Origin of the sequence: Polaromonas sp. (assembly GCF_036676035.1) — a bacterium.
Lineage (GTDB): Bacteria > Pseudomonadota > Gammaproteobacteria > Burkholderiales > Burkholderiaceae_C > Polaromonas.
In genome coordinates this window covers 1-12,041 of the sequence record NZ_JAKFDR010000036.1, presented here as the reverse complement: position 1 = coordinate 12,041, position 12,041 = coordinate 1, and the positions used below count along the sequence as shown (strand labels likewise).

Here is a 12,041-nt window from a genome sequence, read left to right as displayed (position 1 = left end):
GTTCAGGCTGCGCACCAGCAGCGCGGCACCGTAGGCACCCAGGCCAAAGTAGGCCGCATGCCCGAACGAGTGCATGCCGGCCGGCCCCATGATGAAATGCAGGCTGGCCGCAAACAGCACGGCAACCAGCAAATCAATCAGCAGGACGGTGACGTAGGGCGACTGCGCGGTGAGCGCAGGCATCAGAACCAGCAGCGCCAACAGGGCTGCGCCGCCGTACTTGTAAAGGCGCTCCGGCGGACGCAGCGGCTCCTCGGCCGTGCCGGCATGGTGGCTGGCCGCCTGCGCTTTGCCGAACAGGCCCCATGGCCGGGCGACCAGCACGGCGGCCATCACCAGAAATTCCACCACCAGGGTGAGCTTGGAAAAGGAAATGCTGATGCCGGCAATTTCGACCAGGCCGAGCCAGATACAGATTGCCTTGAGCTCAGCGATCAGCAGTGCCGCCACATACGCCCCCGGAAGGGAACCCATGCCGCCAACCACCACCACCACAAATGCGGCGCCTATGATGTTCAGGTCCATCTCCAGATTGGCAGGCTCGCGCGGAAGCTGCAGCGCCCCGCCCAGGCCGGCCAGGAATGCACCCAGCGCAAAGACGGCGGTGAACAGCCAGGCCTGGTTGACCCCGAGCGCACTCACCATCTCCCGGTCCTGGGTGGCGGCGCGCACCAGGGTTCCCCAACGGGTTTTCGTCAGCAGCAACCAGAGCAGGCCGAGAACCACGGGCCCGGCAACGATCAGGAACAGGTCGTACGAGGGAAATTGCCGTCCGAGAATGGAGACCGAGCCGGTCAAACCGGGCGCCCTGGGGCCCAGCAGTTCTTCCGCACCCCAAAACCAGAGTACCCCGTCCTTGATCACCAGGCCGAGCGCAAAGGTGGCGAGCAGCTGAAACAGCTCCGGTGCATGGTAAATGCGGCGCAGCAGCAGGACTTCCACCAGCGCACCGAGGACGCCCACGGCCAGGGCCGCGAGCAGCAAGGCCGGCCAGAAACCCAGGGTACTGCCCAGGGTGGCCACCAGCGAATAGGCCACATAAATGCCGACCATGAAAAACGAACCATGCGCGAAATTGACGATGCGCGTGACACCAAAGATCAGCGACAGCCCGGCCGCCACCAGAAACAGCGACGACGCACCGGCAAGGCCGTTGAGCAGCTGGACGATAAAGCCTGAAAAGCTCATGGATAACCTTTTACTGCGGGAGAAATAAACGCCCGGCTGGCACCCGCGTGCTTGAACTGCGGGGTGCCAACCGGGGTTTCGCGGCGCATCGCCTTGTCAGTCAGCGGCGCGCAGCTTTTTCACTTCTGCATTGCCAGGCTGAAACTTCGCACCGTCCATGTAGCGGTAGTCGACCATCACGCCTTTGCCCCCTTCGTTTTTGGTGCGCCCGACATAGATGCCCATGGTGGACTGGTGATCTTCCGGACGGTAAACCACAGGGCCGAAGGGCGTTTTTACCTGCAGGCCGCTAAAGGCTGCAATCAGCTTTTCCGTATCGGTCGACCTGGCTTTTTTCATGCCTTCGGCCAGGGACTTGATGGCGCTGTAGCCGACGACGGAGCCCAGGCGGGGATAGTCTTTGTATTTTCCGTGGTAAGCCAAAAAGAATGCCTTGTGCTCCGGCGTCTGGATGCCGTACCAGGGGTAACCGGTGACGACCCAGCCATTGGGCGTTTCTTCCTTCAAAGGATCCAGGTACTCGGGCTCGCCGGTCAGCAGACTCACGACTTCACGGCCCTGGAACAGGCCACGGGTGTTGCCTTCGCGAACGAACTTCGACAGATCGGCGCCAAACAGCACGTTGAAGATGGCGTCAGGCTTGGCGTCGGCGAGGGCCTGCACCACGCTGCCGGAGTCGACCTTGCCCAGGGGTGGCGCCTGCTCGGCGACGAACTCCACGTCGGGCTGGGCCGCCTTCAGCAGCGTTTTGAAGGTGGCCGCTGCGGACTGGCCGTACTCATAGTTGGGGTACACCACCGCCCAGCGCTTTTTCTTCATTGCAGCAGCTTCCGGAACCAGCATGGCCACCTGCATATAGGTCGAGGTGCGCAGGCGGAAGGTGTAGCGGTTGCCGTTTTGCCAGACGATTTTATCGGTCAGCGGTTCTGCGGCCAGGAAGAAAAACTTCTTCTGTTTGGCAAAGTCCGTCAGCGCCAGGCCAATGTGGGACAGGAAGGAGCCGGTCAGCACATCCACCTTCTCACGTGAGACAAGTTCCTCGGCAGCTCGCACTGCGTCACCGGGATTGGCGTTGTCGTCCCGGATGACCAGCTGCACTTTCTTGCCGTTGACGCCGCCGGAGGCGTTGATTTCCTCGATGGCCAGCTCCATGCCCTTCTTGTAGGGCTCCAGAAAGGCCGGCTGGGCCTTGTAGCTGTTGATCTCGCCAATCTTGATGACGTCTTGTGCCTGAGCGGTCACCAGCGAGGCCATCAGACCAAGACAGGTCACGGCGCTCAGTATTTTGTGTTGCATGTTCATAAAAACTCCTGCTTGTCGTGGATCGGATTAATTTGTGATGCGCCCGGCTTACCGGAGTCCATCTTCACCTTTGATTTCGTGGACCTGCAGTCCGCCCACGCGCGCAAGGGGTCGGCCGCTGTCTGTCACAACGACAGCGACCACAATTTCATTGGCACGCGGTGCATCGGCAACGCGCGCCTCCATTGCATCGAAGTGGCTGCGCACAAAAGCCGCGTCCTTATGCCCGAGCGGAACGTCGATCGCGGTGCCGAGGCCACCCCGCTTTTTGCTGGAAGGCACCAAGGCGGCGCCTTTTTCAACCGCCAGACGCAGCGGCGCACCCAGCCTGGGATGCAGGATGGCAGCCGCATGCTCAAGCTCGCCGGCTTCGCCGACAATCGCCGCCTTGCCATAACTCTGCGCCTGGCCAGGCGAGATACCCAAGGCTTCGACGCACTTTTTCCCCAGCAGGCCACCCAGCTCTTCGCCTATGGCGATCAGCTCATCAAGGTTTTCCGTGTAAGTTCCGGCGAAAGGGTTGTCGATCACCGCCATGGCCAGCGCCTTGCGCGTTGGCGGATCAACGGCCCTGCCCATCTCGACACGGGTCTCATCGACCTGGACAATGATTTTTCGAATCCTGGCTGTCATGGTTTTTCCTTGAGTGTTGTCGTTAGGTGCGATGCCGCGTCAGCGCAAACCATCCCACTTGCTGATGGCGCTGGCAGCCAGCCCGCCCACCCGCGCGTGGATGCGGGGGCCGGTGCTCATCGCAAGAATGAAGACGATTTCGTCCGGCAGGGGCGCGCCCGGAACCCGCACTTCGATGGCATCGAAATGACTGCGCACGTAACTGGCGTTGACATGCGTCAGCGGAACATCCAGTGCAGTGCCCGGCCCACCCACCTTTTTGGTTGACGGCACGATGGACAGCGCATTCGCTTGTTGATTAGCGGGCTGCCCGGTTTTTTCTTCGGCCTGTCCCTTGGCATAGGCATTGCGGTCACCTTTCCAGCCCAGCAGCTCGCGCATCGCGTAACCTCCCGGCACATGCCAGAGCGCACCGTGCTCAAGCTCTCCCGCCGCGCCCACAATGGCACCCTTGCCGTAGCCTTCGATGCGGTCCGCCGGCACATCCATCGCCGCGCGCAGGCGCTGGGCCATCTCGAGACCGACAGGCTGAAGCTCATCCATCATCGGCAAGATGTCGGGCTCATAGCGCCCCGCGAACGGATTGGTCAGCACGGCGGCAATCGCCCCGCGCAGCAGCGGTGTACTGGCCACCGGGCCAAATTCGTGCTGAATTTGCTCCACGTGCGTAAAGATGCGTCGTATGTCAATCATCGCTTTGAGTCCATCTGTTTCATTAAGCAAATACCGAACCAACCTGCATGTCGATTCGCCGGTTTTCCAACAATCCCAGGGCCGTATTGCCTGTGGTCGTGATCTGATTCTGGCAAACCAGCGCGGCGGACCAGATCAGCCCGGCGGCGCGCAACTCGTGTGCCCGCCTCAGGCCCGCGCGCAAGGCCTGCTCCACCAATGCCGGCTCGAGCGGCGGGACATCCACCGTGACGGGTCTGGAGCCCAGGTCGGTGTCGTCCTTCAGTTCGCAGGCGGGTCGACGCACGATACGCGCGTCAGCCACATCGACGGCATTGGCAATGATGGTTGCAGCGGCGTCGGCCTCGGAGGCCGTACGCGCCAGCACCGTGACGCTGTCGGCGATTCCCAGTGAAAAACTCCGGCCGCGCCATCCGCTGGTGGCAACCCCGCGGACCGGCAGCACGCTGGCGACTTCAAATTGGCCGTCCGTACGGATGCCGTCCCGAATTTCGTCCAGATCCAGGCGGGCGAGATTGGCATAGAGACCGATTCGCACCGACTGCGATGGCGCAAGGTGCAAGGCGATGTCGCCTCCGTTGTTGATCCATGCCCGCGTCACGCCGCTTTTGGCGTAACACGCAACGAGCTCTTGCGCGACCGCGCCGGCAACCGCTGCCATCGGGGTGATGAAACGGCTTTGGTACGGCTGGCATGCATGCCACATGCGCCGGGCGATGGGGCCACGCAGCGGGCAGGCGCCGCGCACCGGGCGCCGCAGAACAGCCAGCTCCTGCACCAATTCATCGAGAATGCCGGTGAAGCGTTTCCACGCATCCGCATGGGCCATTTCCACGGATGCCGGGCTGCCGCTTGCGCCAATGATGATGTCCATCGGGCCATGCTGGAAATGCCAGCGGCCATCGGCCAGTTGCGTGCGTTGGGCATTCATGGCTGCTGCGTTTCAGCCGAGCAAGGGGGGTCGCGCCAGCGGCCACGGATTGGCCGGGGACAATTGCAGCCACTCTCGCGCCGAGGGCGCACCTTCGTTGTGCCAGGCACCCCGGCGCAGTGCATCTTCCAGCGTACGCACATAGTCCATGTGGCCCCCCAGCGCGCGGTAGTCGTCAAGCTTCATGCTGAATTCAATAGGCGCCACGATGGCGGGGGTCGGCACCGTTCCGAAGCTGTTGTCCGGCATGCGCATGACGTCGGCCATCACGGTGATGCCACCGCCGGGCCAGACGTAGGCAGGGGCACCGCCGCAGGTGACATTCACCAGTGCGTCCTTGATGGCACGGGTCAGCAGAACCGGGTTTTCCGTGACGCCGGCGCGCAGGCTGCCGCCGGCCCCACCGAGGAACAGCACGGTGGACAGGGATGGCTCGCAGTTCTCTCCGATACGCTCAACGATGCGGCGCACTTCGGCCGGCATTTCCTGCTCCACGGGATTGAGCGCTTCATCGAGAACGTACCAGCTCGCGTGCTCGCCGGTGGTCGAGGTCATCAACAGACGCAAGCCCGGCCACGCGGCTTCGGCGTCCCAGCCTTCGATGATGGACAAGGGGTCGGCGATGTCCGTTCCGCCCCATCCCGTACCGGGATTGGCGACCTGAAAATAGCGTCCTGGCGTGGATTTTCGGCCACGCATCTTTATCCCTGACGGTCGCATGTCCAGGCAGCGCCCCGCCTGATGCTCGGTCAGCACACCGGTGATGTGATCGTCGACCACAACCACCTCGTCAAGTTTGCCAAACAGCTGTTTCGCAAATATTCCGACGGTGGCCGAGCCGCAACCCACCCGCATGCGCCTTTCCTCGACCCCGTTCACGATGGGCGCGCGGCCTGCCTGTATCAGTATCTGGGAACCGCCGTCAATCGTGAACTCCACCGCCTGCTTGTTGCCAAGCGCCTTCATCATCTCAACCGTCACGCGACCCTCTTTTTTGCTGCCGCCGGTCAGATGATGCACGCCGCCCAGGGACAGCATCTGGGAGCCGTACTCCGCTGTCGTCACATGGCCGACGACCTCGCCTTTGACACGAACATTGGCCTGCTCCGCGCCAAGGAAGCGGTCGGTGTCTATCTTTACCTTGAAGCTGCAGTAACTGAATATCCCCTCGGTGACGACGGTGACCAGGTCGACACCCGCCGCCTTGGACGACACGATGAAGGGGGCCGGCTTGTAATCAGGGTAGGTCGTCGATGAGCCAACGCCGGTGATAAAAACCTCGTCAGCCAACAGGAGGTCTCCGCTCCACTGCGGCGTCACCGCGGCAGCCGGCACATCTTCTGGCGGCATGGCTTGCTCGGCCGGACTATCGACAGCCACGCGCCCGACGAAAGGAACAACACGAGCCTCCTTGTCGGCCAGGCTACGGCGCAACAACAGCACAGGATCGACGCGGACCAGGGTGCCGCCGCGGTTGGCATACCTGTCGCATGCGCCGCTGCGGCCGTCCGAAATCTGGCAAAGCACAGGGCATGCATTGCACTCGATCTTTTCGCTGTTCATCCGTTCATTGCGCGGCCGGGCCTTCTCCATGACCTGGAGAGGGCCTGGCGCATCCATGCCTGGTAATCCGTCCGTCTTTGTATGCTCGGTCATCGTGGTTGCCTTCTTGCTGCCCGCCCGCCCATCCAGGTCATCGCCTTATATGTAGTGCGCGCTTAACTTAAATGTTGTATTCGCTACATTTCGGATCAATGTAGCGCATACGGATTTCCGAAGCAATAGTGTTTACGCGTCATTTTTGAATTTATTTAAAAAATGTTGTGCTCGCTACATTTAAATGTTGCGTTCACTACATTAATATGGCACATTGACGCCATTGGATGACCGCCCGCCACCTTGGCCCACGCCATGAAGGAGCACATATATGACCCACGTAGTAACTGACGCATGCATCAAATGCAAATACACCGATTGCGTGGATGTCTGTCCGGTGGACTGCTTTAAGGAAGGCCCCGACTTTCTGGTGATTGATCCGGACGAATGCATAGACTGCGCCGTCTGCATTCCGGAGTGCCCTGTCAACGCCATCTATGCGGACGCGGACACACCCGAGCAGTTCAAACCCTTTTTAGAGCTTAACGAGCGCCTGGCCAAGCTGTGGCCCACGCTCTCCAAGCGCACCGCACCCTTGCCGACAGCGGAGCAATGGAAAGACAAAACCGCTAAGCTGGCGAGTATCAATCTCGACCGCTGAAGACCTCAACCCACCCACCCAATAGTCCATCACCATGAGCGCTTTTAACGAAGAACGTGTCCTGTCCGTCCACCATTGGACCAACAAGCTGTTTACCTTCACCACGACCCGCGATAAATCCTTGCGCTTCAGCAACGGCCACTTCACGATGATAGGCCTGCGGGTCAACGACAAACCGCTGCTGCGTGCTTACAGCATCGTGAGCCCGAACCATGAGGAACATCTCGAGTTTCTCAGCATCAAGGTAGCCGACGGCCCCTTGACATCCCGGCTTCAGCATATCAAGGTCGGCGACACCATCATCGTGGGCCGCAAACCCACCGGCACGCTGGTCATTGACTACTTGCTTCCGGGCAAGCGGCTTTATCTGCTCTCGACCGGGACCGGCCTGGCCCCCTTCATGAGCATCATTCGTGATCCGGCGACTTATGAGCAATTCGAGCAGATCGTTCTTGTGCATGGCGTGCGCCAGACCGACGAACTGGCCTACCACGATCTGGTCGTTGAGCACCTGCCGCAGCACGAGTTCCTCGGGGATCTAGTCTCCAATCAGCTTCTTTACTACCCGACCGTGACCCGGGAAAGCTATCGGAACATGGGCCGCGTCACTGACTTGATGGAAAGCGGCAAGATGTTTGCCGACCTGAAATTGCCCACGCTGGACCCTGCGCATGACCGCGTCATGATTTGCGGCAGTCCGGGGATGCTCAAAGACTTGAAGCACATGCTTGAAAAATCCGGCTTCCACGAGGGGAACACCTCCAAGCCTGGCGACTTCGTCATTGAGCGCGCTTTTGCCGAGCAATGAAGAGGATGGCCCCCACGCTTGTCGCTTCGCGTACTACGCTGCCCCCCGAGGGGGCTAATTTTCCTTGGGGCGGCCCTGCAGAAAATTGCCTCCTGACAAAAAATAAACCGCAACCGGGAGTGCACCCATGACAGCGAAGACAGCCGTGACTGCCAAGACCACCAAACCTCGTTCATCGGTCTCCCGGCGCACGCCAGCCAAGCGACCCGGCGTGCGGGAACAGGCGGCGCAAACCACACGCGACAACATCCTGCGTGCCGCTACCAAGGTCTTCGCCCGTTACGGTTACGAGGGTGGCAGCGTTGAAAAAATCTCCCAATCGGCCAAGTCGTTCGACCGGATGATTTACTACTACTTCGGCAGCAAGGAAGGCTTGTTCATCGAGGTACTGGAAGACATGTACCGCCGAATGAACGATGCGGAACTGGAACTGACGCTGGACATCGAGCAGCCGGTGGAGTCCCTCAAGGAGGTCATTTGTTTCGTGGTCTCTTATTACAACAAGAACCCCGAATTCATCACGCTGCTCAATACGGAAAACCTGCATCGGGGCAAACATATCGCGAAGTCGATGCGCGCCAGGGAGTACTCGTCTCCGGCCATAGCGATCATCAGCCAGCTGCTGGAAAGCGGGGCACAGAAAGGCGTGTTTCGCACCGATATCTCAGCACGCAATGTCTACTTGCTGATAGCCGCAACGGGCTACTTCTACGTCTCCAACCGCCACACGCTATCGGCCTTTCTGGGGGAAGACCTGCAGACACCCGAAGCCCTGGCCCAGTGGCAGGCCTTCATCATCAGCACCGTGCTGCGCACTGTCATGCGGGCTCCCTGATCACCTCACCATCATTTGAAAGGCAACCCATGGCAGAAGCAGTATCAACCGGCAAATCAGGAAAAGTCGTTATCAGGAACATCGGCTTGCTGTTGTCCGGAGACATCGACCAACCGATTTTGGACGCGGACACCATTGTCGTGAACGATGGCCTGATCGTGGCTGTCGGCAAGGCCAAGGACTGCGACGTCGAGCATGCGCAGACCGTCATCGATGCGCACCAGACCTGCGTGGCCCCGGGATTAATCGACAGCCATGTCCACCCGGTATTTGGTGACTGGACGCCACGGCAAAACCAGATCGGCTGGATCGACTCCACCATGCACGGAGGCGTCACCACCATGATCTCGGCGGGAGAAGTTCACCTGCCCGGGCGGCCCAAGGACATCGTGGGCCTGAAAGCGCTGGCCATCACGGCGCAGCGCGCATTTGACAATTTTCGCCCCGGTGGCGTCAAGGTTCTTGCCGGCGCACCCATCATCGAAAAAGGCATGGTCGAGCAGGACTTCAAGGATTTGGCCGAAGCCGGCGTCACCCTGCTCGGCGAGGTCGGCCTGGGGTCCGTCAAGGCGGGTTACGAAGCCAAGGAAATGGTGGCTTGGGCGCGCAAGTACGGCATCCAGAGCACCATCCATACCGGCGGCCCGTCCATTCCCGGCTCCGGCCTGATTGACAAGGATGTGGTGCTGGAAGCCGATGCTGATGTCATTGGCCACATCAATGGCGGGCACACGGCATTGTCGGAGCAGCATGTCTGCGAGCTGTGCGAAAGGTCCTCGCGCGCCATCGAGATTGTTCACAACGGCAATGAGAAGGTCGCGATTGCAGCCGCCCAAGCCGCGCTGCAGCTCAAATGTCCGCACCGTGTCATTCTGGGCACCGATGGCCCGGCTGGCTCCGGCGTGCAGCCGTTGGGGATGTTGCGGCTCATCGCCCTGCTGTCCAGCCTGGGAAACATCCCGGCCGAACTGGCGTTTTGCTTTGCCACCGGCAATACCGCGCGCATACGAAATCTCAATTGCGGGCTGATCGAAGTCGGTCGAGCCGCTGACTTCGTGTTCATGGACAAGGCCCAGCATTCGGCCGGGCGCAACCTCCTTGACAGCATTCAGCGCGGCGACATCCCGGGAGTGGGCATGGTCATGATTGACGGCATGGTGCGCTGTGGCCGCAGCCGCAATACCCCGCCGGCGACGGAGATCCCCAGCACCGTCAGCCCTGTCTGACGCCATGAATCACTGAGTTTTCCGGGGCGCGTGCCCTGCGCCGTGCCATCAACCGTCAAGAGGAAGTTTACAGATGAAGGTTTTAGTCGCAGTCAAACGCGTGGTCGATTACAACGTGAAAGTTCGCGTCAAGCCGGATGGAACCGGCGTCGACATTGCCAATGTGAAGATGAGCATGAACCCCTTCGACGAAATCGCGGTCGAAGAAGCTGTCAGGCTCAAGGAAAAGGGACTGGTTGATGAGGTCGTGGCAGTTTCCTGCGGCGTGGCGCAGTGCCAGGAAACTTTGCGCACGGCCATGGCCATCGGGGCCGACCGCGGCATCCTGGTCGAGACCAGCGAAACGCTGCAACCGCTGGCTGTCGCTCAGCTTCTCAAGGCACTGGTTGATCGAGAGAAACCGCAACTCATCATCCTGGGAAAACAGGCGATTGACGATGACTGCAACCAGACCGGACAAATGCTGGCGGCACTGGCCGACCTGCCGCAGGCCACCTTTGCCAGCAAGATCGAGGTGGTCGGTGGCGAAGCCCAGGTAACGCGGGAAGTCGATGGTGGCCTGGAAACTGTTTCCCTGCGCCTGCCCGCCGTGATCACCGCCGACCTGCGCCTCAACGAGCCGCGCTACGTGACTTTGCCCAACATCATGAAAGCCAAGAAAAAACCACTCGACATCGTCAGACCGGAAGATCTGGGCGTGGACGTTGCGCCACGCCTGCACATCATCAAGGTGAGCGAGCCGCCAGTGCGCAGCGCCGGTATCAAGGTGCCGGACGTCGCAGCCCTCATTGCCAAACTCAAAACCGAAGCCAAGGTGATCTGAAACCTTGCGGGACAGACCTTCAGCGCTGTCCTTAACTGATCAAAATTTTTTGGGACAAAAAAATGCCCGCACTTGTTATTGCCGAACATGACCACGCTGGCATCAAAAGCACCACCCTTCACACCATCACCGCGGCCCTGCAGTGCCACAGCGAAGTCCACCTGCTGGTGGCCGGCAGCGATACCGCCGGCGCTGCGGACGCAGCGGCCCGCATTGCGGGTGTCGCCAAGGTATTGCACGCGGAGAGCGAAAGCCTGGCGCACGGCTTGGCCGAGAACCTTGCGTCGCAGGTCCTGACGATTGCCGGCAGCTACAGCCACATCCTCTTTGCAGCCACCGCTTCGGGCAAAAACACAGCACCACGCGTTGCCGCCAAACTCAACGTCGCCCAGCTCTCGGACATCACCAAAGTCGTCGGCGCCGATACCTTTGAGCGGCCCATCTACGCGGGCAATGCGATTTGCCTGGTTCGCAGCAGCGACGCCACCAAGGTGCTGACGGTGCGCAGCACGGGCTTTGATCCGGCCCGCGACGAAGGAGGCAGTGCCGCCCTGGAAAAGCTCGCGGCCGTGGCCGATAGCGGCACCTCGCGCTTCATCGCCGGCGAAATTGCCAAAAATGACCGCCCCGAGCTAACGGCCGCCAGAGTCATCGTGTCGGGTGGCCGGGCTTTGGGCAGCGCGGAGAAGTTTGACGAAGTGATGGCCCCTTTGGCTGACAAGCTCGGTGCCGCCATGGGCGCTTCGCGGGCGGCGGTAGACGCCGGTTATGCGCCGAACGACTGGCAGGTCGGCCAGACCGGGAAAATTGTCGCGCCCGAGCTGTACATTGCAGCGGGCATCAGCGGTGCCATCCAGCATCTGGCGGGCATGAAGGACAGCAAAGTCATTGTGGCCATCAACAAAGACCCCGAGGCCCCGATTTTCAGCGTTGCTGACTATGGGCTGGAGGCGGATCTGTTTTCTGCCGTCCCGGAACTGACGAACGCGCTGTAAGACCGCCCATGCCGCATATCGCCCCACCAGCCAAAGAGGAGATGGCAGGGCTTGAACCCCTGGCCCGGCTCGGACTGGGCCAACCGGCAGCTGTCGGACTGCCAGATTGTTGATTCGGCCAACGACGCCTGGGCGGCGATTCAGGTTTTTCACGCGCTCGGTTTTCCGCAGCGTCAGGATTGAACCTGGAAACGGCAGTTGGATGCGCCCGAGTGCGCCGTGATCGGCGTGCCAGGCAAGGGTGAGCGCTGCGGCTCCGCTGGCACCTGCGTGCCAGTGGACAGCGCGAACGGGCTCAGGCTGCGACTGAGCCGCGCCCTGCAAGGGTGACAACGCAGTGGGCTCCTGCC

13 protein-coding genes are annotated in these 12,041 nt (G+C 61.0%); 7 read left to right on the top strand and 6 right to left on the bottom strand.

Going from position 1 to position 12,041, the window contains the following annotated elements; all coding sequences use genetic code 11:
- The 6 genes from V6M61_RS06215 to V6M61_RS06190 form a co-directional block, all read right to left on the bottom strand.
- A partial coding sequence (locus V6M61_RS06215; RefSeq protein ID WP_442957736.1) for an ABC transporter permease subunit occupies nucleotides 1-1,188 on the bottom strand: 1,188 nt, incomplete at its 3' end.
- Between the two features lie 96 nt (nucleotides 1,189-1,284).
- Nucleotides 1,285-2,484: an ABC transporter substrate-binding protein gene (locus tag V6M61_RS06210; protein ID WP_442957737.1), complete on the bottom strand. Its 1,200-nt coding sequence runs from the start codon at nucleotides 2,482-2,484 to the stop codon at nucleotides 1,285-1,287.
- Between the two features lie 54 nt (nucleotides 2,485-2,538).
- Nucleotides 2,539-3,123 carry an amino acid synthesis family protein gene (locus V6M61_RS06205; RefSeq protein WP_332775697.1) on the bottom strand — a complete coding sequence of 195 codons (585 nt, stop codon included), beginning with the start codon at nucleotides 3,121-3,123 and terminating at the stop codon, nucleotides 2,539-2,541.
- 39 nt (nucleotides 3,124-3,162) lie between these two features.
- Nucleotides 3,163-3,816 carry an amino acid synthesis family protein gene (locus V6M61_RS06200; protein WP_332775696.1) on the bottom strand — a complete coding sequence of 218 codons (654 nt, stop codon included), beginning with the start codon at nucleotides 3,814-3,816 and terminating at the stop codon, nucleotides 3,163-3,165.
- 22 nt (nucleotides 3,817-3,838) lie between these two features.
- Entirely contained in the window at nucleotides 3,839-4,747 is a 909-nt protein-coding gene (locus V6M61_RS06195; protein ID WP_332775695.1) for a UPF0280 family protein, read from the bottom strand.
- Between the two features lie 12 nt (nucleotides 4,748-4,759).
- Nucleotides 4,760-6,403, bottom strand: a complete 1,644-nt coding sequence (locus tag V6M61_RS06190) for a 6-hydroxynicotinate reductase (protein ID WP_332775694.1) — start codon at nucleotides 6,401-6,403, stop codon at nucleotides 4,760-4,762.
- A gap of 271 nt (nucleotides 6,404-6,674) precedes the next feature.
- On the opposite strand from V6M61_RS06190, the gene fdxA reads away from it, so the two are divergent.
- From fdxA to V6M61_RS06155, 7 genes are all read left to right on the top strand, one after another.
- Nucleotides 6,675-7,004: a ferredoxin FdxA gene (fdxA, locus tag V6M61_RS06185; protein ID WP_332775693.1), complete on the top strand. Its 330-nt coding sequence runs from the start codon at nucleotides 6,675-6,677 to the stop codon at nucleotides 7,002-7,004.
- Between the two features lie 34 nt (nucleotides 7,005-7,038).
- The gene (locus V6M61_RS06180) at nucleotides 7,039-7,812 is read left to right on the top strand and encodes a ferredoxin--NADP reductase (protein ID WP_332775692.1); all 774 of its coding nucleotides are present in this window, start codon (nucleotides 7,039-7,041) and stop codon (nucleotides 7,810-7,812) included.
- 127 nt (nucleotides 7,813-7,939) lie between these two features.
- Nucleotides 7,940-8,647: a TetR/AcrR family transcriptional regulator gene (locus V6M61_RS06175; RefSeq protein ID WP_332775691.1), complete on the top strand. Its 708-nt coding sequence runs from the start codon at nucleotides 7,940-7,942 to the stop codon at nucleotides 8,645-8,647.
- Nucleotides 8,648-8,676: 29 nt separating this feature from the next.
- Nucleotides 8,677-9,873: an amidohydrolase family protein gene (locus V6M61_RS06170; RefSeq protein ID WP_332775690.1), complete on the top strand. Its 1,197-nt coding sequence runs from the start codon at nucleotides 8,677-8,679 to the stop codon at nucleotides 9,871-9,873.
- Nucleotides 9,874-9,946: 73 nt separating this feature from the next.
- Nucleotides 9,947-10,696, top strand: a complete 750-nt coding sequence (locus V6M61_RS06165) for an electron transfer flavoprotein subunit beta/FixA family protein (RefSeq protein WP_332775689.1) — start codon at nucleotides 9,947-9,949, stop codon at nucleotides 10,694-10,696.
- A gap of 62 nt (nucleotides 10,697-10,758) precedes the next feature.
- A complete protein-coding gene (locus tag V6M61_RS06160; RefSeq protein ID WP_332775688.1) occupies nucleotides 10,759-11,691 on the top strand; it encodes an electron transfer flavoprotein subunit alpha/FixB family protein in 933 nt (310 codons plus the stop codon).
- A 51-nt stretch (nucleotides 11,692-11,742) separates the two neighbouring features.
- Complete coding sequence (locus tag V6M61_RS06155; RefSeq protein WP_332775687.1) at nucleotides 11,743-11,874, top strand: hypothetical protein; 132 nt, start codon at nucleotides 11,743-11,745, stop codon at nucleotides 11,872-11,874.
- The last annotated feature ends 167 nt before the right edge of the window (nucleotides 11,875-12,041 follow it).